This is a genomic window from Streptomyces sp. NBC_01320 (genome assembly GCF_035974375.1).
Classification (GTDB): Bacteria; Actinomycetota; Actinomycetes; order Streptomycetales; family Streptomycetaceae; genus Streptomyces; species Streptomyces yanii.
Genome location: NZ_CP108390.1, coordinates 8,227,627 through 8,250,561, shown reverse-complemented (window position 1 = coordinate 8,250,561; position 22,935 = coordinate 8,227,627). Strand labels below are relative to the sequence as shown.

Annotated in this window: 19 protein-coding genes; 4 read left to right on the top strand and 15 right to left on the bottom strand. The window is 69.4% G+C overall.

Annotated elements, in window-relative coordinates:
• The first annotated feature begins 209 nt into the window (after positions 1–209).
• The gene (locus tag OG395_RS37525) at positions 210–1,193 is read left to right on the top strand and encodes a zinc metalloprotease (protein ID WP_327246909.1); all 984 of its coding nucleotides are present in this window, start codon (positions 210–212) and stop codon (positions 1,191–1,193) included.
• A gap of 58 nt (positions 1,194–1,251) precedes the next feature.
• On the opposite strand, the gene OG395_RS37520 is transcribed toward OG395_RS37525, so the two are convergent.
• Positions 1,252–1,821, bottom strand: coding sequence for a dienelactone hydrolase family protein (locus tag OG395_RS37520; protein WP_266986687.1), 570 nt, complete (start codon positions 1,819–1,821; stop codon positions 1,252–1,254).
• A gap of 46 nt (positions 1,822–1,867) precedes the next feature.
• On the opposite strand from OG395_RS37520, the gene OG395_RS37515 reads away from it, so the two are divergent.
• A complete protein-coding gene (locus tag OG395_RS37515) occupies positions 1,868–2,995 on the top strand; it encodes a mechanosensitive ion channel family protein (RefSeq protein WP_327246908.1) in 1,128 nt (375 codons plus the stop codon).
• 51 nt (positions 2,996–3,046) lie between these two features.
• Here the strand turns inward: OG395_RS37515 and OG395_RS37510 are convergent, their stop codons facing one another.
• Complete coding sequence (locus OG395_RS37510; RefSeq protein ID WP_327246907.1) at positions 3,047–4,633, bottom strand: Na+/H+ antiporter; 1,587 nt, start codon at positions 4,631–4,633, stop codon at positions 3,047–3,049.
• Positions 4,634–4,872: 239 nt separating this feature from the next.
• Between OG395_RS37510 and OG395_RS37505 the strand changes: the two genes are divergently transcribed.
• Positions 4,873–7,194 carry a glycosyl hydrolase family 95 catalytic domain-containing protein gene (locus OG395_RS37505; protein ID WP_327246906.1) on the top strand — a complete coding sequence of 774 codons (2,322 nt, stop codon included), beginning with the start codon at positions 4,873–4,875 and terminating at the stop codon, positions 7,192–7,194.
• 60 nt (positions 7,195–7,254) lie between these two features.
• On the opposite strand, the gene OG395_RS37500 is transcribed toward OG395_RS37505, so the two are convergent.
• The 4 genes from OG395_RS37500 to OG395_RS37485 are packed head-to-tail and all read right to left on the bottom strand — an operon-like array spanning position 7,255 to position 10,226.
• Positions 7,255–7,731, bottom strand: a complete 477-nt coding sequence (locus OG395_RS37500) for a GNAT family N-acetyltransferase (protein WP_327246905.1) — start codon at positions 7,729–7,731, stop codon at positions 7,255–7,257.
• Entirely contained in the window at positions 7,728–8,669 is a 942-nt protein-coding gene (locus OG395_RS37495) for an RluA family pseudouridine synthase (RefSeq protein WP_266986679.1), read from the bottom strand. Before OG395_RS37495 ends, OG395_RS37500 begins: the two co-directional genes overlap by 4 nt.
• A gap of 23 nt (positions 8,670–8,692) precedes the next feature.
• A complete protein-coding gene (lspA, locus tag OG395_RS37490) occupies positions 8,693–9,307 on the bottom strand; it encodes a signal peptidase II (protein WP_327246904.1) in 615 nt (204 codons plus the stop codon).
• Positions 9,308–9,365: 58 nt separating this feature from the next.
• The gene (locus OG395_RS37485) at positions 9,366–10,226 is read right to left on the bottom strand and encodes a TraR/DksA family transcriptional regulator (protein WP_327246903.1); all 861 of its coding nucleotides are present in this window, start codon (positions 10,224–10,226) and stop codon (positions 9,366–9,368) included.
• Between the two features lie 537 nt (positions 10,227–10,763).
• Between OG395_RS37485 and ileS the strand changes: the two genes are divergently transcribed.
• Complete coding sequence (gene ileS / locus OG395_RS37480) at positions 10,764–13,922, top strand: isoleucine--tRNA ligase (RefSeq protein ID WP_327246902.1); 3,159 nt, start codon at positions 10,764–10,766, stop codon at positions 13,920–13,922.
• 294 nt (positions 13,923–14,216) lie between these two features.
• On the opposite strand, the gene OG395_RS37475 is transcribed toward ileS, so the two are convergent.
• From OG395_RS37475 to ftsW, 9 genes are all read right to left on the bottom strand, one after another.
• Positions 14,217–15,350 carry a DivIVA domain-containing protein gene (locus tag OG395_RS37475; protein WP_327246901.1) on the bottom strand — a complete coding sequence of 378 codons (1,134 nt, stop codon included), beginning with the start codon at positions 15,348–15,350 and terminating at the stop codon, positions 14,217–14,219.
• Positions 15,351–15,399: 49 nt separating this feature from the next.
• Positions 15,400–15,684 carry a YggT family protein gene (locus OG395_RS37470; protein WP_037697102.1) on the bottom strand — a complete coding sequence of 95 codons (285 nt, stop codon included), beginning with the start codon at positions 15,682–15,684 and terminating at the stop codon, positions 15,400–15,402.
• Positions 15,685–15,754: 70 nt separating this feature from the next.
• Positions 15,755–16,372 (bottom strand): cell division protein SepF, encoded by a 618-nt coding sequence (locus OG395_RS37465; RefSeq protein WP_030972886.1) that lies wholly within the window; start codon positions 16,370–16,372, stop codon positions 15,755–15,757.
• Positions 16,373–16,498: 126 nt separating this feature from the next.
• Positions 16,499–17,218, bottom strand: a complete 720-nt coding sequence (locus OG395_RS37460) for a YggS family pyridoxal phosphate-dependent enzyme (protein WP_327246900.1) — start codon at positions 17,216–17,218, stop codon at positions 16,499–16,501.
• Between the two features lie 6 nt (positions 17,219–17,224).
• Entirely contained in the window at positions 17,225–17,974 is a 750-nt protein-coding gene (gene pgeF, locus OG395_RS37455; RefSeq protein WP_327246899.1) for a peptidoglycan editing factor PgeF, read from the bottom strand.
• Positions 17,971–19,185 (bottom strand): cell division protein FtsZ, encoded by a 1,215-nt coding sequence (gene ftsZ / locus OG395_RS37450; protein ID WP_327246898.1) that lies wholly within the window; start codon positions 19,183–19,185, stop codon positions 17,971–17,973. The genes pgeF and ftsZ overlap by 4 nt, the downstream gene beginning before the upstream one ends.
• Before the next feature lie 275 nt (positions 19,186–19,460).
• The gene (locus tag OG395_RS37445) at positions 19,461–20,249 is read right to left on the bottom strand and encodes a cell division protein FtsQ/DivIB (RefSeq protein ID WP_327246897.1); all 789 of its coding nucleotides are present in this window, start codon (positions 20,247–20,249) and stop codon (positions 19,461–19,463) included.
• 50 nt (positions 20,250–20,299) lie between these two features.
• Positions 20,300–21,394 carry an undecaprenyldiphospho-muramoylpentapeptide beta-N-acetylglucosaminyltransferase gene (gene murG, locus OG395_RS37440; RefSeq protein ID WP_037697089.1) on the bottom strand — a complete coding sequence of 365 codons (1,095 nt, stop codon included), beginning with the start codon at positions 21,392–21,394 and terminating at the stop codon, positions 20,300–20,302.
• A 6-nt stretch (positions 21,395–21,400) separates the two neighbouring features.
• Entirely contained in the window at positions 21,401–22,840 is a 1,440-nt protein-coding gene (gene ftsW / locus OG395_RS37435) for a putative lipid II flippase FtsW (protein ID WP_327246896.1), read from the bottom strand.
• Between the last annotated feature and the right edge of the window lie 95 nt (positions 22,841–22,935).

Genomic DNA, 22,935 nt, shown 5'->3' with positions numbered 1-22,935 from the left:
CCAATGGGGACACACCACCCGTCGGGGTAACGCACTACGTTACGTCCAGGTCTCAAACTCTGGAACGGACAGAATTATTTCTTCCCGTTTCCCCGATTTGTTCCACGATTGATTGGGCTTGATCAGCGCTCCTCACGATGTGACATGCGCACGTAATCTCCCGCGGCAGGTGAGGAAATCCCTCCCCCACGCTTCAGCGAGGAGTACTCGTGCGCACTCTTGCCCGTATATCGCCGCGTATACGTCACCGTGCGATCGGCATCGCCGTCCTGGCCGGAACCCTGGCCCTGGCACCGCTCTCCGCTCCCTCCGGCGCGGCCGCCGCCAAGATGTCCACCGCCTCCGCCTCGGCGGAGAAGTGCGCGAGCACCGACGCCACCGCGCGCGAGGCCCGTCCTTCGGGCACCCAGCACGCCTCCGACCCCAACGAACTCACCGCGACCCAGGCCAAGGCCATGGACACGCAGCTCAAGGCGAGACTCGCGGACCGCCGGGTCAGCGGTGCCACGCTCGCCGCCGGAGCGACCATCCCGGTCTACTTCCACGTCATCCACTCCGGCAGCACCGGCAAGCTCACCTCCGGCGACATCAGCAGCCAGATGAGCGTGCTGAACGCGGCATACGGCGGCCAGGGCACCGGCAACACCAACTCCGGCTTCCAGTTCTCGCTGGCCGGCACCGACTACACGGACAACGCCACCTGGTACAACCTCTCCTCGGGCTCCTCCGCCGAGAAGGACATGAAGACGGCCCTGCGCAAGGGTGGCAAGAACGCGCTCAACGTCTACACCGCCAACCTCGGCGGCGGGCTGCTCGGCTGGGCGACCTTCCCCAGCTCGTACAACTCCAGCCCGAGCATGGACGGCGTGGTCATCCTCGACACCTCGCTGCCGGGCGGCTCGGCCACCAACTACAACGAGGGGGACACCGCCACCCACGAGGTCGGCCACTGGATGGGGCTCTACCACACGTTCCAGGGCGGCTGTAACGGCAACGGCGACTACGTGTCCGACACGCCCGCCGAGAAGAGCGCCGCGTTCGCGTGCCCGACCGGACGCGACACCTGCACCAACAAGACCGGGGTCGACCCGATCCACAACTTCATGGACTACACCTACGACTCGTGCATGTACCAGTTCACCGCGGGCCAGGTGCAGCGGATGAGCGACAGCTGGACCGCCTACCGCGCCTGATCCCGGCGTCACGACGAGGGGCCCCGCACACCGTCACGGTGCGCGGGGCCCCGTCCGTCTACAGAGTCGCGAGGAAGCCGAGGGCGACCTTCCACGTCAGATCGGCCGACGCCGCGTCGTAGTCCGGCAGTTCCGGGTCCGTGAAGAGATGGCCCGCGCCGGGGTACCGGTAGATCTCCACATCGGCGCCGGTCCGCTGCATCTGCAGATACCAGGAGTTCAGCCAGTCCTGCGTCTCGAACGGGTCGGGGTCGGCGACATGCAGCTGCACCGGCAGCTCGTCGACCTCCGCGTTCTCCGCAATGTCCGACGTGCCGTGGAGGAGCAGCAGCCCGCGCGCCTTCTCGTCACCGAGTGCCAGGGTCTGCGCGGTGGAGGCGCCGAAGGAGAAGCCGGCGTAGACGAGACCGCGCTCGGAATAGGGGGCGGCGGCCAGCACGGCGCGCTTGAGCAACTCGTCCTTGCCCAGCTCGTCCTTGAAGGCCATGCCTTCCTCGACGGTCTCGAACGTGTGCCCGTCGAAGAGATCGGGCACGTGCACCTCGTGCCCTGCGCCGCGCAGCCGGGCGGCGGCCGCGTGCACCGCGGGGCGCAGCCCGTACGTCGAGTGGAAAAGCATGATGTTCATGGGAGCAATGGTGCCAGCTACGGTCGACGGCATGGAGAACCACGGGATGGAGAACATACTGCGTCCGCTGGTCACGGTCGGTGGCTCGGTGGTGCTCACGCTGCTGGTGGGCTGGGGGGTCGATGTGCTGCTCCGGCGTGCCGACGCCCGGCATCCCTACACACCGCTGTGGGGTCTGCTGCGGCGCTGCCGGATCCCGCTGCTGCTGGTGCTCTGCACGGCGCTGCTGAGAGCCGGTTACACGCATACCGGGCTCGACGTGGTGATGAACCACCGGGCCGCGATCGGCCAGGTCCTGACGCTGGTGCTGATCGGGACATCGGCGTGGCTGGTGGTCCGGATCGCGACGGCCGTCGTCGATTCCGTGTACGCCAGGTACGCGGCGAACACCCGCGATCCGGCGCGGGTGCGCCGGGTCCGTACGCAGGTGACACTCATCCAGCGGGTGGTCACCGCGATCGTGGCGACCGTGGCGGCCGGCGCGATGTTGCTGACGTTCCCCGCGATGCGGACCTTCGGCACCTCGATGCTGGCCTCGGCCGGTGTCCTCGGCATCGTCGCGGGCATCGCCGCCCAGTCCACGCTCGGCAACCTCTTCGCGGGGCTGCAGATCGCCTTCGGCGACATGGTGCGGATCGGCGACACGGTGGTGGTGGACGGCGAGTGGGGCACCGTCGAGGAGATCACGCTGACCTTCCTCGCGGTACGGACCTGGGACGAGCGGCGGATCACGATGCCGGTCTCGTACTTCACCAGCAAACCGTTCGAGAACTGGTCGCGCGGCGGCGTCCAGATGACCGGTTCGGTCTTCTTCCACCTCGACCACAGCGCCCCCGTCGCCGCGATGCGTGAGCAGCTGCGGGACATCCTGGGCGAGTGCGGCGCCTGGGACGGCCGCGACTGGTCCCTCGCCGTCACGGACACCACCCCGTCCACGATGCAGGTGCGCGCGGTCGTCACGGCGAAGGACGCGGACGACATCTGGACGGTGCGCTGCGCCGTCCGCGAGCAGCTGATCGGCTGGCTGCGCGACCACCATCCGTACGCGCTGCCGCGGGTCGCGACGGCGCCGGCGGCGCTGCCCCCGGGCGGACAGTGGCCCGACCTGCCCCACCCGGAGCGCGCCAAGCCGTCCGATACGCACGGGGTGGCGCCCCGGACCGGCCGCGGTTGAGGGACGCGGGCCCGAAGCACCGGCGGGAAGCACAGCCGCGGGGCGCCCGGGTCAGCGCAGACTGCGTACGTCCAGATGCCGCAGCACCCGGTCGACCACCTCCGGGTCCGTCCCCGACTCGCTGCGCGCGGACAGCACCGCGTGCCGGGCGGCGGACATCATCTCGCGCTGCACCCGGTTGACCGCCCGGAACCGCTCGGCGCGCTTCGCATACGCCTCCCGTCGGTCCTCGTCGACCATGTCGGGGCTGATCCGCGCCCCCACGTCGTACGCCAGCCGATGCAGCCGCTCCACGACCTCCTCCGGGAACTCCTCGACCTCCTGGATCTCCTTGAGCCGGTGCCTCGCGGCCTTCGCGGCGCGGAACGCGAGGTCCCGTTCCAGCGCCGCCTCCACGTCCGCGTCGGCGCGGACGCCGAGCTTCCGTACCAGCCACGGCAGGGTGAGTCCCTGGACGACCAGGGTCGCCATGATCACGACGAAGGCGATGAAGACGATCTCGTCGCGACCGGGGAACGGTTTCCCGTCGTCCGTCTCCAGCGGGATCGCGAGAGCCAGCGCGACGGAGGCCACGCCGCGCATCCCGGCCCACCACATCACGACGGTCTCGCGCCAGCTGGTGGGGATCTCCTCGCTGTAGTCGCGGCGGGTGTGCAGCCGCTTGGCCAGCCAGGTGGCGGGCAGCAGCCACACCAGCCGTACGCCGACGACGACCGCGACCACCACCAGGCCCCAGCCGGCCATCTGCCAGCCGCGGCCGTGCGACGTGCCGAAGACGTTGTGGAGTTCGAGACCGATCAGGCCGAAGGCGACGCCGGTGACGAGGGTGTCGACGATCTCCCAGAAGGTGCGGCCGGTGAGCCGGCCCTGCACGTCGTCCGCGTCGGCGGTGTGCTCGGCGAGGAACAGCGCGGTGGTGAGCACGGCGAGCACGCCCGACCCCATCAGCTCCTCCGCGAGCACATAGCTCACGAACGGCACCAGCACTGTCAGCCCGACCTGGAGCGTCGCATCGCCGAGCATTCCCATGAGTTTGATGGTCAGCCAGCCCACCGCGAGACCGACCACCACGGCGACCACGGCGGAGAGGATCAGTAGCCCGAAGGCCTCCGGCAGCGAGAAGGTGCCACTCACCGCGGCGGCGATCGCCACGTGGTAGAGCACGATCGCGGTCACGTCGTTGAAGAGTCCCTCGCCCTCGAGGATGGAGACGAGTCTGCGCGGCAGCCCGAGCGATCCCGCGACGGCAGTCGCGGCGACCGGGTCGGGCGGGGCGACGAGCGCGCCGAGGGCCACGGCCGCGGCGAGGGGCAACCCGGGGACGATCGCGTTGGCGACGGCGGCGACGGCTGCCGTCGTCACGAAGACCAGTGCCACGGCCAGCAGAAAGATCGGTCGTTTATTGGCGGTGAACTGCCGCCAAGAGGTGCGCTGCACGGAGGCGTAGAGCAGCGGCGGCAGCAGCGCGGGAAGAATGATCTCCGGCGGGATGTCCACATTCGGCACGAAGCTGAGGAACGCCATACCGACTCCGGCGAGCGTCATCAGCACCGGGGCGGGCAGCCCGAGACGTTCCCCCAGTGGCACCGTGACCACGGCTCCGAGCAACAGCAGGAGGAGCAGTGCCAGTTGGTCCACGATATGCCTTCCGGAGCATGCCGAGCGGAACCCGGTGGTCGGTCGATCAGTGGTTCCAGCGTGCCACGCAATGTCTGCAAAGCGGACAACACCCCCTCCTTCTCGCCGCCTTGACCATCCATTGATCCGATGTTTCCTCGGTCAACCCTCTTCCGTCACCCTCACCGGGCGGGCAGTATGCAACGTGCGCGATTCAGGGACGAGAACCCCCGCCACATATATGACTGACTGGAGAGACCGTGACCGAGTTCTCCCGAAGGCACTTCGTGGGCACCGCGGCGGCCGGCACCACCGCCCTCTGGCTCGCCGGATCCCGTACCGCCTGGGCCGCACCCGGCACCACCCCCGAAGCCTCCGGCAGCCCGCACACCGACCCGTACGAGCAGACCGTCCGCGATGCCGCCCTGACCTGGCGCCGGCTCCCGACCGGCTGGCAGGAGGCCCCCTTCCTCGCCAACGGCTACCTCGGCGCCCAGCTGTACGCGGGAAGGACCGCCGACACCCTGAAGCTGATGATCAGTCACAGCCAGGTGCAGGACCAGCGCGGCCAGTGGCGCGGCGGCATCGGCTTCTCCCGGCTCCCCATCGGCTACTTCACCCTGACCCTCGCCGGGGAGATCACGGACGTCGACTGGACACTTGACCCGTACGACGCCGAGCTGCGCGGCACCGTCACCACCACCCGCGGCTCCCTCACCTTCTCCGCCCTCGTGCAGAACGACACCGGCGCCCTGCTGGTCTCCACCCGGCCCACCCCCGGCGAGGAGTCCACGGCCTGGTCCTTCCAGTGGCTGCGCGCCGCGACCACTCGCAGCAGCGGCAAACCGGCGGACTACACGCCCAACCCCGACCCCCGGGTCGGCGACGGTTTCGTCGAGCAGCCGCTGCTCGCAGGTGGCGGCTGGAGCATCGCCTGGCGCGAACGGAGCGAGGGCACCGGCAGGCTGCTCGCCGCGCACCTCGTGTACCGGTTCCCCGGCCAGGTGACGGAGGCGACGGACGAGGCGCTACGTGCGGTGGACCGTACGCTCACCATCGACCCGGAGAAGCTGGTGGACCGTCACCGCCGCTGGTGGCACGCGTACTACCGGCGCAGCTTCCTCTCCGTGCCGGACAAGCGGCTGCAGAGCTTCTACCTCATCCAGCTCTACAAGCTCGCCGCGTCGACCCGCGTCGAGGGACCGACGATCTCCGAGTGGGGTCCGTGGTTCCCGGAGATCGGCAACAACTGGACCGCGGTCTGGTGGAACCTCAACGTCCAGATCGGTATGGCACCGATCCACGGCTCCAACCATCCCGAACTCGACTCCGTGACAAACGCCTTCCGCCGCTTCGAGCACAACCTGCCGGCCTCCGTCCCGGCGGAATACCGCGACGGCGAGAGCTATGCGCTGGGCCACCCCTCCGACTGGCAGCTGCGCGCCGGCGACACCTACGACGTGGGCGCGCCCGGCTCGGACCACATCTCCGACAACTTCGGCAACCTCACCTGGGCCCTGCACAACGTCTGGCAGTCCTACCGGCACTCGATGGACCTCGGCGTCCTGCGCGACGTGGTGTATCCGATCCTCGCCAGGGCCATCAACTTCTACGCGCACTTCCTGCACGAGGGCCCGGACGGCAGGCTGCATCTGCTGGAGACCCGCTCCCCCGAATATGCCAACGCCGCGGACTGCACGTACGACCTCTCGCTCATCCGCTGGGGTGTCCGCACTCTCATCGCCTCGGCGAAACTGCTGCGGAACAACGATCCGCGGCTGAAGCGCTGGCAGGACATCGAGCACCGACTCACCCCGTACGCCGAGGACCCGACGGCCGGAGTCATGATCGGCAAAGATGTCCCGCTCGCCGACTCGCACCGGCACCACTCGCATCTGCTCTGGCTCTACCCGCTGCGCGAACGGAACTGGGACCGGGCGGAAGACCGTGAGGTGATGCGGCGCTCCATGGACCACTGGGTCTCCATGCAGCAGCTGTGGCACGGCTACAGCTACGCGACCGCCTCGTCCATGTACTCGGTCATGGACGAGCCCGAGAAGGCGTTGGACCACCTGACGTTCTTCACGGATCTGAAGGTGGTCGCGGACTGCCAGATGACGGTCAACACGATGTACCGGGAGGGCAAGAACCTCGCCCTGGAGTCCCCGCTCTCGGCCGCGCAGTCGATGCTCGACATGGTGGTGCAGGGGCACGAAGGGGTGGTGAAGGTCTTCCCGTCCGTCTCGGAGCGCTGGGCGGACGCCTCGATCGCGTCACTGCGCACCCAGGGTGCATTCCTGGTGGACGCGGACCGCGCCGGCGGCGCCACGCGCTGGGTACGGGTGCACAGCGAGGCCGGCGCCCCGCTGACCCTGGAGCACTCGATCACGGGCCGCATCGACGTACGGGACGGGCACGGGCGCCCGCTGCACTGGCGGGACTCCGGTCCGGGCCGGATCACGGTCACCCTGCCACGCGGTGGCACGGCGGTGATCACACCGCACGACGCGCGTCGCCCGGAGCCGGGTCCGCGCGACGTGCCGTCGAACGGGACCTGGACGCGCTGGGGTCTGCCGGGCTGACGGAGACGTGTGCGAGGGTGCCGTTCCGGTTCGTACGACCGGAGCGGCGCCCGGTGTGATCTACAGGCTGCGGCGCATCGCCCGGTGGGGGATCCCCGCATCCGGGAACTCGGGGCCGTACGCCACGTACCCGAGCCGCTCGTAGAAGCCGAGCGCATGGGTCTGGGCGTGCAGGTCCACAGCGGCCAGACCGAGACCGCGGGCCGCGTCCTCGATGGCCCGGACCAGCGCCGCGCCGACCCCGAGACCGCGTGCCCGGCCGGTCACCGCGAGCCGTCCGAGCGAGCCGACGGTGAGGTCGCCACCGGTCTTGGCGGCCACGCCCGCGCCGTGCAGCAGCCGTCCCGTACCGAGCGCCGTGCCGTCCGCCGCGACGGCGATCACATGCAGCGCGTCCGCGTCGTAGGCGTCGTACTCGATCTCCTCGGGCACGTTCTGCTCGCCGACGAAGACCTCCTTGCGGACCTGGAAACAGGCCGCGAGGTCGCTCTCGTCGACGGCTGTGCGCGTGGTGTACGGCGGGGTTCCGGTGGTCACTGGCTTTCCGCCGCAATCCTGTCGAGGGCCTGCTGCAGGTCGTCCGGGTAGCTGCTGGCGAACTCCACCCAGTTGCCGTCCGACGGGTGCTCGAAGCCGAGCCGGACCGCGTGCAGCCACTGCCGCGTCAGCCCGAGCCGCTTGGCCACCGTCGGGTCGGCGCCGTACGTCAGGTCGCCGACGCAGGGGTGGCGGTGGGCGGACATGTGCACCCGGATCTGGTGCGTACGGCCCGTCTCCAGCTTGATGTCGAGGAGGCTCGCGGACCGGTACGCCTCGATCAGGTCGTAGTGCGTCACGGAGGGCTTGCCCTCGGCCGTGACCGCCCACTTGTAGTCGTGCGTGGGGTGGCGCCCGATGGGGGCGTCGATGGTGCCGCTCATCGGGTCCGGGTGTCCCTGGACCAGCGCGTGGTACTTCTTCTCGACGACCCGGTCGCGGAACTGGCCCTTCAGCAGCGTGTAGGCCCGCTCGGACTTGGCGACGACCATCAGGCCGGAGGTGCCGACGTCGAGGCGGTGGACGATGCCCTGACGCTCGGCGGCACCCGAGGTCGAGATCCGATAACCGGCCGCGGCGAGACCGCCGATGACCGTCGTGCCGGTCCAGCCGGGGCTCGGGTGGGCTGCGACCCCGACCGGCTTCACGATCACGACGATGTCGTCGTCGTCGTGCACGATCTCCATGCCCTCGACGGGCTCGGCGACGATCTGCACCGGAGCGGGTGCCTGCGGCATCTCCACTTCCAGCCAGGCACCGCCCTGTACCCGCTCGGACTTCCCGACCACAGCGCCGTCCACCAGTACCTTCCCGGCAGCGGCCAGTTCGGCGGCCTTGGTGCGGGAGAAGCCGAACATGCGGGAAATGGCGGCGTCGACACGCTCGCCTTCCAGACCGTCGGGAACGGGCAGGGTGCGGACCTCGGGATACGTACTCACCAGTCGAGTATGCCTTGCCCCTGCTAGTCCTTGTGCACGGTGCCGTCGGGGTCCAGGCCCCTGAAGGAAAGGATCACGATCAGGATGCCGCCGCAGACGATGGCGGAGTCCGCGAGGTTGAAGACGGCGAAGTGCGCGGGGGCGATGAAGTCGACCACCGCGCCCTTGAAGAGGCCGGGCGAGCGGAAGATCCGGTCGGTGAGGTTGCCGAGCGCACCGCCGAGCAGCAGACCGAGCGCGATCGCCCACGGCAGGCTGTAGAGCTTGCGGGCGAGGCGGGCGATGACCACGATCACCGTCGCCGCGATGGCGGTGAAGATCACCGTGAACGCCTCGCCGATACCGAAGGCTGCGCCCGCGTTCCGGATGGCGTCGAAGCGCAGCCACTCGCCGAAGATCTCGATGGGCTGCTGGTGCTCCAGCTTCGCGACCACGATCATCTTGCTGATCAGGTCGAGCAGATAGGCGAAAATGGCCACGCCGAAGAGCACCATGATCTTCCGCTTGCCCTTGCCGGGGGCCGCGGCCCGGTCCGCGCCCGTGTCCCCGGGCTCACCCTGCACCACGTCCTCGGGGCCCCCGGTCCCCTCAGCATCAGGGATGTCCGGCGTACCGATGATGCGCTCCGCCTCTGCCACGTGAGTCCCTCAACCTAGGTTCCTGACCGAAGACGAGGGTACGACACACCTCCCTGAATCAGCCGCGACGCTCCTGCTTCTGTTTGTCCTCGACACAGAGCGTCGCCCGGGGGAACGCCTGCATCCGCGCCTTGCCGATCGGATTGCCGCAGATCTCGCACAGTCCGTAGGTCCCCGCGTCGAGCCGGGCCAGCGCGCGCTCGGTCTGCTCCAGCATCTCCGTGGCGTTGGCGGCGAGCGCCATCTCGTGCTCACGGGTGATGTTCTTCGTGCCGGTGTCCGCCTCGTCGTCACCGGCCCCGTCACCGGAGTCGCGCATCAGCCCGGCGAGCGCCGCACCCGACGCCTCCAGCTCGCTGCGGAGTCGCATGACCTCGCTGGTCAGCTCAGCCCGTGCCTCGGCGACCTCCTCGGGCGTCCAGGGGTCCTCGCCCGGCCGTACGGCCAGATCCCCGGGCGCCGTCGCGGCGGCGACCCGGGCGGGCGGCACCGGCGCCGCGTCCTTGCCGGACGTGCGGGTCCGGGCTGCGCTCTTCTTGGCTACCACCGTATGGGCTCCCGTCTGCTCGGCGGCCTCGGCCGCCCCCATGGCCGCCGCAGCGGCCTTCTTCGAAGCCTTCTTGTCCGCGTTCTTCCTCGCCGCGGCCTTCGTGCCAGGTGCCGCGTGCCCGCCTCCGGTGTCACCGTCGGCCGTCCGCTCTCCGTCCGCCTCGTGCGCGGACGTCTTACGTGCCGCGGTCTTCTTCGCCGCGGTTTTCCTCACCGCAGCCTTGCTCGCCGCGGTCTTCTTCGCCGCGGCCTTCACCGGAACCGGCTCCAGGACGGCCTCCGTGCCCACGTCCACGTTCGTCTCCTCGGCCGCCGCGCCCGGGGATCTCGCTGACGCCGAATTCTGTACGGCGGTCTTCTTCGCCACCATGGCCGCGGCCCCTTCACATATTGTGATCTTGCACGCGAATCGTGCTGGGACGATAAATCGACCCCAGCCCCGCGGCAACGGGGCACGCCGCCGAATCGCCCCTCCCCCTGTCGGATCAGCGCTCGCCTGAAACCGTTGTTCCCAGCTCCCCGCCCGGTAATCCGCCCTCCGCTCCCCCGCCGGGACTCCGCACGCCCCGTCTCGCCATTCGGGTCACGCCCACGCCCCCTGATAAACCGGTCGGCCGTCGCCCGTACGGGCCCGTACACTGGGCCCAGCGAGAGGCGTGGATGGGACGAGTAGCGTCGTACGCAGCCAGGAGCGACCCGGGGACGGTGGAAGCCCGGGGGCGAGCGCGTCGTGAAGATCACCCGGAGCCGTCGGAGGAACGCCGCAAGGCAAGTAGAACCGGCATCGCGACCCCAATGAGGGGGCCACGGGCGCACACCCGGGGCCAAGGAGGGTGGTACCGCGGGAACCGCACGGTTCTCGTCCCTCCGACGGAAGTGGAAAACGTCCGCCGGAGGAATCTCGCCCATGACATCGCCGCAGTACCGCCAGGTACCCGCCCAGGTCGACCTTCCCGCGCTGGAGCACGCCGTGCTCGACTTCTGGCGCGAGAGCAAGGTCTTCGCCAAGAGCCTCGAACAGTCCGAGGGCCGCCCCGAGTGGGTCTTCTACGAGGGCCCGCCGACCGCCAACGGCATGCCCGGCGCCCACCACATCGAGGCCCGCGTCTTCAAGGACGTCTTCCCCCGCTTCCGCACCATGCAGGGCTACCACGTGGGCCGCAAGGCCGGCTGGGACTGCCACGGTCTGCCGGTCGAGCTCGCGGTCGAGAAGGAGCTGGGCTTCAACGGCAAGAAGGACATCGAGGCGTACGGCATCGCCGAGTTCAACGCCAAGTGCCGCGAGTCCGTGACCCGCCACACCGACGCGTTCACCGAGCTCACCACCCGAATGGGCTACTGGGTCGACCTGGACGACGCGTACCGCACGATGGACCCGTCGTACGTCGACTCCGTCTGGTGGTCCCTGAAGGAGATCTTCAACAAGGACCTGCTGGTCCAGGATCACCGCGTCGCCCCGTGGTGTCCGCGCTGCGGCACCGGCCTCTCGGACCACGAGCTGGCGCAGGGTTACGAGACGGTCGTCGACCCCTCGGTCTTCGTACGCTTCCCGCTCACCTCCGGCCCGCTGGCCGGCGAGGCCGCACTGCTGGTCTGGACGACCACCCCGTGGACCCTGGTCTCCAACACCGCCGTCGCCGCGCACCCCGACGTCACGTACGTCGTCGCGAGCAACGGCGAGGAGAAGCTCGTCGTCGCCCAGCCCCTCCTGGAGAAGGCACTCGGCGAGGGCTGGGAGCTCACCGGCCAGTCCTTCACCGGCCGCGAGATGGAGCGCTGGACGTACGAGCGCCCGTTCGCACTCGTCGACTTCCCGAGCGACAGCGCCCCGGCGCACTTCGTCGTCAACGCCGAGTACGTGACGACCGAGGACGGTACGGGCCTGGTCCACCAGTCCCCTGCCTTCGGTGAGGACGACCTCAAGGTCTGCCGCGCCTACGGCCTGCCGGTCGTGAACCCGGTCCGCCCCGACGGCACCTTCGAGGAGAACCTGCCGCTGGTCGGCGGCGTCTTCTTCAAGAAGGCCGACGAGGCGCTCACCGAGGACCTGGCCGCCCGCGGCAAGCTCTTCCGCCACGTCCCCTACGAGCACAGCTACCCGCACTGCTGGCGCTGCCACACCGCGCTGCTCTACTACGCGCAGCCGTCCTGGTACATCCGTACGACCGCCATCAAGAACCGGCTCCTCGAAGAGAACGAGAAGACCAACTGGTTCCCCGACTCGGTCAAGAACGGCCGCTTCGGCGACTGGCTGAACAACAACGTCGACTGGGCGCTGTCCCGCAACCGCTACTGGGGCACCCCGCTGCCGATCTGGCGCTGCGAGGACAACCACCTCACCTGTGTCGGCTCCCGTGCCGAGCTCACCGAGCTCACCGGCGCCGACCAGTCGGACCTGGACCCGCACCGTCCGTTCATCGACGCGATCACGTTCACCTGCTCGCACGAGAACTGCCAGCTGGAGGCGTACCGCGTCCCGGAGGTCATCGACGCCTGGTACGACTCGGGTTCGATGCCGTTCGCGCAGTGGGGCTACCCGTACAAGAACAAGGAGCTCTTCGAGAGCCGCTACCCGGCGCAGTTCATCTCCGAGGCCATCGACCAGACCCGCGGCTGGTTCTACACACTGATGGCCGTCGGCACGCTGGTCTTCGACAAGTCCTCGTACGAGAACGTGGTCTGCCTGGGCCACATCCTCGCCGAGGACGGCCGGAAGATGTCCAAGCACCTGGGCAACATCCTCCAGCCGATCCCGCTCATGGACCAGCACGGCGCGGACGCGGTCCGCTGGTTCATGGCGGCGGGCGGCTCGCCGTGGGCTGCGCGGCGGGTGGGCCACGGCACGATCCAGGAGGTCGTGCGCAAGACCCTCCTCACGTACTGGAACACGGTCGCCTTCCAGGCGCTGTACGCGCGCACGTCGAACTGGGCCCCGTCCGCGGCCGACCCGGCCCCGGCGGACCGCACAGTCCTCGACCGCTGGCTGCTCAGCGAGCTGAACGCACTGGTGGACCAGGTCACGCAGGCGCTGGAGGGGTACGACACCCAGCGCGCCGGCAAGCTCCTTTCCGCGTTCGTGGACGACCTGTCGAACTGGTACGTGCGCCGCTCCCGCCGCCGCTTCTGGCAGGGCGACAAGGCGGCGCTGCGCACGCTGCACGAGGTCGTCGAGACGGTCACACGTCTGATGGCCCCGCTGACCCCGTTCATCACCGAGCGGGTCTGGCAGGACCTCGTCGTCCCGGTGACCACGGACTCCCCGGAGTCGGTGCACCTGTCCTCCTGGCCGAAGGCGGACCTGGCCGCGATCGACCCGGCGCTCTCCACGCAGATGGCGCTGGTGCGCCGCCTGGTCGAGCTCGGCCGCGCCACGCGCGCCGAATCGGGCGTCAAGACCCGCCAGCCGCTGTCCCGCGCCCTGGTCGCGGCTTCGGGCTTCGAGTCGCTCTCCCCCGAGCTGCACGCCCAGATCACCGAGGAGCTGAACGTCTCCTCGCTCGCCTCCCTCTCGGAGGTCGGCGGCTCGCTGGTCGACACGACCGCGAAGGCGAACTTCCGGGCGCTGGGCAAGCGGTTCGGCAAGGGCGTCCAGGCGGTAGCGAAGGCGGTCGCGAACGCCGACGCGGCGGCGCTCTCCCTGGCCCTGCGCGAGGGCACGGCGTCGGTCGAGGTCGACGGCGAGACAGTCACCCTCGCCCCCGACGAGGTGATCATCACCGAGACGCCGCGCGAGGGCTGGTCGGTGGCGTCCGACTCGGGCGCGACGGTCGCGCTCGACCTGGAGATCACCCCGGAGCTGCGGCGTGCGGGCCTGGCCCGTGACGCGATCCGGCTGATCCAGGAGGCCCGCAAGAACAGCGGCCTGGACGTGGCGGACCGCATCGCCGTCCGCTGGACGTCCACGTCCCCCGCGACGGTCGAGGCGCTGACCGAGCACGCTCCGCTCATCGCGGACGAGGTGCTGGCGCTGGACTACGCGCAGGGCGAGGCGGACGGGGCCTACGGCACTCCGTTCGAGGACGAGGGCCTGGCGCTGACGTTCCGCCTCCGCAAGACGGAGCAGTAAACGGAGCAGTAACCCGTACGACGAGAGGCCCGGCCGGACACGTTCCGGCCGGGCCTCTCGCTGTTCCCCTACCCGCCCCTTCCCGAAACCGGGGCCCCGCCCCCATACGCGGCCTCGCCGGCGTTCGAGGCGCGGGGTCAGAGGCGGAGGCCCCGGCCCGGAAGGGTGCGCGTAGGGGAACAGGCTCAGCAGGCTCCCCCACCCCGCCCACGGCAAAGGGCCGGGCCCCGGGGAAAACCCCGGGGCCCGGCCCTTTGCCTGCCGACGGCTACGCGCTCAGCGCGCGCAACCCGCTCAGTTGTCGTCCTCGTCGATCAGGAACCCACGCATCGGCGACGGCGCCTGCTGCATCGGCTGCGGCGCCTGGGGCCGCACCGGTGCCATCGGCTGAGTCATCGCCGGCGACATCTGCTGCTGGCCGCCGTAGGAGGGTCCACCGCCCATGGACGGGTTGCCGCCCATCTGCGGGCCGCCGTGACCGCTGTGGTTGCCGCCCATGGTGTGACCCATGGCACCCGCACCGGCCGGAGCCAGCGAGGGCGACGGCGGCAGCGAAGCGGCTGCCGGAGTCCGCGGCGGGGCCAGCGAGTCGTCGGCCTGGGTCTCCAGCTGACGCAGCTGGCTCTCCAGGTACGACTTCAGCCGGGTCCGGTACTCGCGTTCGAAGCCACGCAGGTCCTCGACCTTGCGCTCCAGCGTCGCGCGGGCCGACTCCAGCGAGCCCATCGCCACGCGGTGCTTCTCCTGCGCGTCCCGCTCCAGCGCGTCCGCCTTGGCACGCGCGTCGCGCTCCAGGCCCTCGGCACGGCTGCGCGCCTCGCCGACGATCTTGTTGGCCTCGGAACGGGCCTCCGCGATCGCCTGGTCGGCGGTCTGCTGCGCGAGCGAGAGGACACGGGCGGCACTGTCGCCACCGGGGCCCTGACCGGGCTGTTGCATCTGCGGCTGCTGCATCTGCTGCATCTGCTGCTGCGGCGCGTGACCCATGGGACCGCCCATCGGGCCACCCATGGGACCGCCCTGCATCGGGCCGGGGCCGTGCTGGCCCTGCGGGCCGGGGCCGTGCTGCTGGGGACCGTGACCGCTGGGACCGGCGGGCAGCTGCGGAGCACCACCGGGCAGCTGGGGCGGACCCATCTGCGGGGGCTGCTGCTGGACCGGCGGACCAGATATGGCGGCGGGCACCGGTGCACCGGGACGATCCTGCGGCTCCGGCGGCTTGCGCATACCTTGCTGCTGCTGGTTCTGCGCCGCGGCACGCGTGGCAGCGGCCAGCTTGGCGCGCAGGTCCTCGTTCTCACGGAGCAGGCGGGTCAGCTCGGACTCGACCTCGTCGAGGAAGGCATCGACCTCGTCCTCGTCATAGCCTTCTCGGAGGCGGACGGTCGTGAACTGCTTGTTCCGCACGTCCTCGGGGGTCAGCGGCATCTCTTCTTCACCTCTACGTAGTCGTCGGCAGTCGGCAAGACCGTATCGTTCACAGCCTGGTCACGATCGAGATCAGGATGTAGACGATGATCATCAGAACGAAGAAGGACAGGTCGAGTGCCACGCCCCCGAGACGCAGCGGCGGAATGAACCGCCGCAGAAGCTTGAGCGGTGGATCGGTGACAGTGTAGGTGGCCTCGAGAAGCACCACCATCGGCTTGCCGGGCTGCCATGAACGTGCGAACTGGAAGACGTAGTCCATGACCAGCCGGAAGATCAGCACGATGAGGAAACACATCAACGCGATATAGACAACCTGCAGTGCGACGCCCATTTCGCGCTTCCCTCTCCCCTGGCTCTCGTAGCTCCGGCCTCGCGGCCGGGTTGTTCCCGGTGTCGTGTTCTCAGCTCTGGTTGAAGAATCCGCCCTCAGCGATGCGGGCCTTGTCCTCCGCCGTGACATCGACGTTAGCAGGCGACAACAGGAACACCTTCTGCGTCACCCGTTCAATGCTGCCATGGAGACCGAAGACGAGTCCTGCCGCAAAGTCGACAAGTCGCTTCGCGTCCGTATCGTCCATCTCCGTGAGATTCATGATCACCGGAGTGCCCTCACGGAAGTGTTCCCCGATGGTACGGGCCTCGTTGTAGGTCCGGGGGTGCAACGTGGTGATGCGGTAGGGCTCCCGCTCGGACACAACCTTGGGCATGATCACCGGTGCGTTCTTCTCCATGTTCGGGCGTTCAGGTGTGATGGATGCCACGGGTGCAATCCGGGCGGGTCGCACGCTCTCCGCCGGGATCTGAACCGGTTCCCGCTGCGCGGGCGGCTGCACCACTCGTACCGGTTCGTCCCGCTCTCGGTCCCGCTCCACCTGATGCGCGGGCTGATGCCTCCGCCGGTCGCGCTCCGGCTCCGGCTCGGGTTCGAATTCGTCGTCGGGGTCGAACCCCGGACCGTCGTACCCATCGTCCTCCACGAGGCCGAGGTAGACCGCCATCTTGCGCATCGCGCCGGCCATGCTCTGAGTCCTCCGCTCTGTGGTGGATCGGCATCTGTCACCAAGTGCCCCGCGATCCACTCAGGCCTGCCCGCCATCGGCGGGAATGACCATATTTTCTGCTGTGGTCCGACTTGCTTGGCGACGTTACCGGAGCCTGGGTCGGACTCCGAGTACCGCCGTACCGACGCGTACATGTGTCGCTCCGGCCGCAATCGCTTCCTCGAGGTCCGCACTCATCCCCGCAGAGACCATGTTCGCAGCCGGATGGTTCCCGCGCAGGCGGGATGAGAATTCCATCAGCCGGTCGAATGCTGCCCGTTGCCGTCCCGCGTACGGTCCGGCGAGCGGCGCCACGGTCATCAGGCCGTCGAGCCTGAGCCCCGGCGCCGCCTCCACCGCGGCAGCCAACTCGTCGATCCCGTCCGGCGCGACGCCGCCCCGGGCTCCGCGCTCGCCACTCTCCGCGTCGAGTGCGACCTGGATGAGGCACCCGAGTTCGCGCCCGTCGCGCACCGCGGCGACCGAGAGGGCCGTGACCAACTTGGCCCGGTCCACGGACTGCACGACATCGGCATAACTCGCCACAGAACGAACCTTATTCGTCTGCAGTTGTCCGACAAAGTGCCATGTGAGCGACAGGTCCGCACACGCGGCTGCCTTGGGTGCGGCGTCCTGGTCACGATTCTCCGCGACATGACGCACACCGAGTTCATGCAGGATCCGCACATCGCTCGCTGGGTAGGTCTTCGTGACCACGATGAGGGTCACTTCTTCCCTTTTGCGACCGGCGGCGATACAGGCGGAGGCAATACGCTCCTCCACCTGTGCCAGATTTTCGGCGAGTTGAGTCCTACGGTCCGTCATGCCCTATCAGTCCAACCAGACATATCCGGCGAGCCGCCCTGTGGTGCGGTCGCGGCGGTACGAGAAGTGGTCGCCCGATTCGAGGGTGCAGACCGGCGACGTGTGCCGGTCGCGCACCCCCAGGGCCTCGAGTTGGGCGTGGACTCCGGCGGTGACGTCCACGGCCGGTGTCCCCCAGCTCGTCTCGGACCACGACGCGGGAACGGCTTCGGCGACATCGGATCGCATCTCCGCCGGGACTTCGTAACACCGTCCGCAGACGGCCGGTCCGGTGTGCGCGGTGATCCGGGAGATGTCCGCGCCGAGCCCGACCATGGCCTCGACGACGACGGGGACGACTCCGGCGACCAGACCGGGGCGGCCCGCGTGTGCCGCCGCCGCGATCCCGGCGACCGGGTCGGCGAGAAGTACGGGGGTGCAGTCTGCGGTGAGAACGGCGAGCGGGAGTCCGCGCCGCGCGGTCACCACCGCGTCCACCGCGGGGGCCTCCGCACGCTCTCCCCAGGGTCCGTCGACGACGGCCACGTCCCGCCCGTGCACCTGGTTCATCCAGACGACCTGCACCGGATCGAGACCGAGACCCCGGGCGGCCGCCTCCCGGTTGGCGAGAACGGCTGCGGGTTCGTCGCCGACCGCGCCGCCGAGGTTGAGTTCCCCGTACGGAGCGGCGCTCACCCCGCCCCACCTGTCGGTGAAGGCGAAGTGAGCGCGATACCCCGATGACTCCGGGGCCACTGCGTGGTGCTGAGTTATCACTTCAAGAAGTCCGGGACATCCAGCTCTTCGGCCTGGGAGTCCTGGTAGGGACGGGCCGGCGGGACGTGCGGCGTCGAGACCGGCGGCATCGGGGTCTCGTTCGCCACCGGTACGGACTCGACCGGGGCCTGGGGCTCCTCCCGCTGCGTGACGGAACCGAGCCCGCCCGTCTGGCGCATCGGCTCGGCGGCCCGGACCGGCGGCACCGACTCCTCACGCTTCCCGGCACCCGCGCCCAGGACGTTCTCGCGACGGGCGGGCGGCTGCCCGCCGTCGAAGCCCGCGGCGATCACGGTGACCCGGACCTCGTCTCCCAGTGCGTCGTCGATGACCGCACCGAAGATGATGTTCGCCTCGGGGTGTGCCGCCTCGCTCACCAGCTGGGCCGCCTCGTTGATCTCGAAGAGGCCGAGGTCGCTGCCGCCGGAGATGGAGAGCAGGACACCGCGGGCGCCGTCGATGGACGCCTCCAGGAGCGGCGAGGAGATCGCCATCTCCGCCGCGGCCACCGCACGGTCGTCGCCGCGGGCCGAGCCGATGCCCATGAGCGCCGATCCGGCCTCGGACATGACCGACTTGACGTCGGCGAAGTCGAGGTTGATCAGACCCGGGGTGGTGATGAGGTCGGTGATGCCCTGGACACCCGAGAGCAGCACCTGGTCGGCCGACTTGAACGCGTCGAGCACGCTGACCTGGCGGTCCGAGATGGACAGCAGTCGGTCGTTGGGAATGACGATGAGGGTGTCGACCTCTTCGCGGAGCTCGGCGATGCCGTCCTCCGCCTGGTTCGCGCGACGCCGGCCCTCGAAGGTGAACGGGCGGGTGACCACGCCGATCGTCAGGGCGCCGAGCGAGCGCGCGATGTTGGCGACGACGGGTGCGCCGCCGGTGCCGGTGCCGCCGCCCTCTCCGGCGGTGACGAAGACCATGTCGGCCCCCTTGAGGACCTCCTCGATCTCCTCACGGTGGTCCTCTGCCGCCTTGCGACCGACGGCCGGGTTCGCCCCGGCGCCGAGGCCACGGGTGAGTTCACGGCCGACGTCGAGCTTGACGTCGGCGTCGCTCATCAACAGGGCTTGCGCATCAGTGTTGATCGCGATGAACTCGACGCCCTTGAGACCGACCTCGATCATTCGGTTGATGGCATTGACACCACCGCCGCCGACACCGATGACCTTGATGACTGCGAGGTAGTTCTGCGGTGCTGCCACGTCGAAGGCCTCTCGCCTCGATTTACGTGTCGTCGCTTCGCGGTAGTCCCGCCGCGACGACGGATGCCGATTGGGACGGTCCGACGCCGACCCAAACCCTAACGTTGAAGTTTAGGGTTACCAGTGTGTCTGCTTCTTGGACTCTTCCGAACAGGACACTAAGTCGACAAGTGGCGCACGTTCAACGAACACGCCGAACCTCCCGTTTTTCTTTTCACCCTATGTGATCACCCGTAGCGCTGACCAACCAGGGTGCTGGCCAGGCCAAATGTGCGTCAACTACCCGAGACGGCGGGAGCAGTGGGTGCACTCACGTCGAAGTGTCCCGCTTTGGGAGCCGCTTTCATGAGAGCGGTGAGAACTCTTGCCTTCACCGCCCCCTCCTCGCTGCTGCCCCAGACCACCGTGCGCCCCCCGGTCAGTTGCAGGGAGATCGAGTCGTACGAGGTGACCCGTACGACCTGGGTGTCCTTGGCGACTGCGCGGGGAAGTCCGCCCGCGACCCGGACCGCTTCCCGCACCAACCGGCCACTGCCGAAGCGGCGCAGGCTGGCTGACTGAGCGGGTGTCAATTCGAGCAGGGGCACACGCCCGGGCGCTTTGTCCACCGTGGCGAAACGGACTCCTTTTGCGTCCACTTCAATGAACTTTGCGCCCTTTTTCACCAACAGGACCGGCTGTCGTTCGGTCACTTTAAGTCCGATTTCGTGCGGCCATGACCGTACGACATCCACCGAGTCGATACGAGGCAACTTCTGGCGCAACCGTGCGGCCATGGCGTCCGTGTCCACGGAGATCAGCGGGGCGCCGATCGGCACCGCCGCGGCGGACTCCACCTCCGCGGGGGTCAGCACGTCGACACCGGTGGTCCTGACCTGTTCCACCCGGAACCAGGACGAGCCGTAGAGCGCCCAGACGACCCCCGCGGCGAGCAGCAGGACGGCCACGGCGATCACGAGCAGCAGTCTGCGGCTGGGCCGCCTGCGCCCGGTCGGGCGCGGCGGGCGGGCCTGGTCGTCCGTCTGCTGCCCTGCACCGCGCTGGGCGGTCGTCGGTCCGGCCACGCTCGCTCCTTATGCCGGGTCCAGGGGCACCGCCCCCGGACCCGTCCGCCTCACGCGTTGCGGCGTGCGGCAATCGCCTCGTACACCATGCCGACGAGCAGGTCGTCGGCGTCCCGGCGGCCGAACTCAGCGGCGGCGCGGGACATCTCGTACAACCGGTGGGGGTCCGCAAGCACCGGCAGGACGTTGCCCTGCACCCACTCGGGGGTGAGCGCCGCGTCGTCCACCAGCAGACCGCCGCCGGCGTTGACCACCGGCTGGGCGTTGAGCCGCTGTTCGCCGTTGCCGATGGGCAGCGGGACGTAGGCGGCTGGGAGCCCGACGGCGGAGAGTTCGGCGACGGTCATCGCACCCGCGCGGCAGAGCATCATGTCGGCAGCGGCGTACGCGAGATCCATCCGGTCCACGTACGGTACCGGGATGTAGGGCGGCATCCCGGGCATGTTGTCGATGCGCGGCAATTCATTCTTCGGGCCGACCACATGCAGGATCTGGATCCCGGAACGCTGCAGCAGCGGGGCGACCCGCTGGACCACCTCGTTGAGATGGCGGGCGCCCTGCGAGCCGCCGGAGACCAGCAGCGTGGGCAGGTTGGGGTCGAGACCGAACGCGTCGCGCGCCTCCGGCCGGACCCGGGCCCGGTCCAGGGTGGCGATGGTGCGGCGCAGCGGGATGCCGATGTAGCGGGCGCCGCGCAGCTTGCTGTCAGGTGTGGAGACGGCGACCCCGTGCGCGTACCGCGAACCGATCTTGTTGGCCAGTCCCGGCCGGGCGTTGGCCTCGTGGACCACGATCGGCACCCCGGCCCGCTTGGCGGCGAGGTAGCCGGGCAGGGCGACATAGCCGCCGAAGCCGACCACGCAGTCCGCCTTCGTGCGTTCCAGGATCTGCTCGGCGGCCTTGATGGTGCCGCGCAGCCGTCCCGGGACGGTGATCAGTTCGGGGGTGGGTTTGCGGGGCAGCGGCACGGCCGGGATCAGCGCCAGTTCGTACCCCCGCTCGGGTACGAGCCTGGTCTCGAGTCCGCGCTCCGTGCCGAGGGCAGTGATTCCCACGCTCGGGTCCTGCCTGCGCAGGGCATCCGCGAGGGCAAGCGCGGGCTCGATGTGGCCGGCGGTCCCCCCACCGGCGAGTACGACATGCACCGAAATTCACCGCTCTCCGGACGGACGCTTCTTGCCGCGCCGTCTCATCGTCTTCCATCTCACCCCGGGCCTCCGCATGGCCAGGGCCGCCTTCGCAGCAGGCTCCTCACGCGCGAACGCGATCAGGAGCCCCACCGCGAACATGGTCGGCAGCAGGGCCGATCCTCCGTAGGAGAACAGCGGGAGCGGGACCCCGGCGATCGGCAGCAGGCCGAGCACCGCACCGATGTTGATCACGGCCTGAACCGTGATCCAGGTGGTCACACCTCCCGCGGCGTACCTCACGAAGGGGTCCTCCGTGCGTCCGGCCACGCGGATACCCGCATAGCCTAGAGCCGCGAAGAGGGCGAGCACCGACAGCGTCCCCGCCAACCCCAGTTCCTCCCCGGTGATGGCGAAGATGAAGTCGGTGTGCGGTTCGGGCAGTTGGCCCCATTTTTCCACACTCGCACCCAGCCCGGATCCGAACCATCCACCGGATGCCAGAGCATAGATGCCGTGGACGGCCTGCCAGCACGAGCCGTCGGGTCCGGGTTCGCTCACGCCCATGCAACTGAGCCGGGACATCCGGTTCGGACTGGTCTTGATCAGCAGGAAGGCCAGCACTCCCGCGACGGCGAGCACCCCGCCGAACAGCCGGGTGGGCGCCCCGGCCAGCCAGAGCAGGCCGAACAGGATCGCGGTGAGAATGATCGCAGTTCCCATGTCGCCGCCGAGCATGATCAGCCCGAGGAGCATGAAGGCGACCGGGACCAGCGGCACCAGCATGTGTTTCCACTGCGTCAGCAGCCGCTTGTCCTGTTTGCGGGCGAGCAGGTCGGCGCCCCAGAGGATCAGGGCGAGCTTACCGAACTCACTGGGCTGGAGCTGGAAGGGGCCGCCCAGGTAGAGCCAGTTCTGGTTGCCGTTGACCGACATCCCTATCCCGGGCACCTGGACCAGCACCATCAGGAAGACCGTGCCCATCAGCAGCGGGTAGGCGAGCGCCCGGTGGAGTTTGACGGGCATCCGGGAGGCCGTGATCAGCAGTCCGGAGCCGATGAGGGCAGCGAGGAACTGCTTGCGGAAGAAGTACGTGCCGGGCTTCGACAGCTCCAGCGCCTTGATCATCGAGGCGGAGTAGACCATCACCAGTCCGAGCACGGTGATCAGCAGCCCGGCGCCGAGGATCAGGTAGTACGCGGTCAGCGGGCGGTCCCAGGCCCGGCGCGCCTGCTCGTACAGCCGCCGCACACCGCCGCCACGGGGGACGCGGGGGCCGGAGCCGCCGCGGCTCCGCGAGCGCGGTACGACGGGCTGCCGGGTGCCCGCCAGCCTGCCCCGCAGGGCGAGGCCGACGGGCGCCGGGGGTCCGGCCAGGAAGGATGGGGCGAGCACCCGGCCGATCCCCACGGCCTCCCGTGGGCGGCCCGTGCCGTGCGCGGCGGAGCTCTCGTCGGCCGGCATTGTCGCTGTCCCCTCCACTGCTCGTGCCCGGGGCTGCTGCCGAGGGCCGGGGCGTGCGGCGGAGCCGCCCGAACCCGGTTGTCCGGGACAGTACG

Bases quoted from the DNA above. Each gene is read 5' to 3' on its own strand.
- OG395_RS37520 (WP_266986687.1), bottom strand. From the start codon at position 1,821: ATGAACATCATGCTTTTCCACTCGACGTACGGGCTGCGCCCCGCGGTG.
- OG395_RS37515 (WP_327246908.1), top strand. From the start codon at position 1,868: ATGGAGAACATACTGCGTCCGCTGGTCACGGTCGGTGGCTCGGTGGTG.
- OG395_RS37485 (WP_327246903.1), bottom strand. From the start codon at position 10,226: ATGGTGGCGAAGAAGACCGCCGTACAGAATTCGGCGTCAGCGAGATCC.
- ileS (WP_327246902.1), top strand. From the start codon at position 10,764: ATGACATCGCCGCAGTACCGCCAGGTACCCGCCCAGGTCGACCTTCCC.
- OG395_RS37475 (WP_327246901.1), bottom strand. From the start codon at position 15,350: ATGCCGCTGACCCCCGAGGACGTGCGGAACAAGCAGTTCACGACCGTC.
- OG395_RS37470 (WP_037697102.1), bottom strand. From the start codon at position 15,684: ATGGGCGTCGCACTGCAGGTTGTCTATATCGCGTTGATGTGTTTCCTC.
- OG395_RS37465 (WP_030972886.1), bottom strand. From the start codon at position 16,372: ATGGCCGGCGCGATGCGCAAGATGGCGGTCTACCTCGGCCTCGTGGAG.
- OG395_RS37460 (WP_327246900.1), bottom strand. From the start codon at position 17,218: ATGACGGACCGTAGGACTCAACTCGCCGAAAATCTGGCACAGGTGGAG.
- ftsW (WP_327246896.1), bottom strand. From the start codon at position 22,840: ATGCCGGCCGACGAGAGCTCCGCCGCGCACGGCACGGGCCGCCCACGG.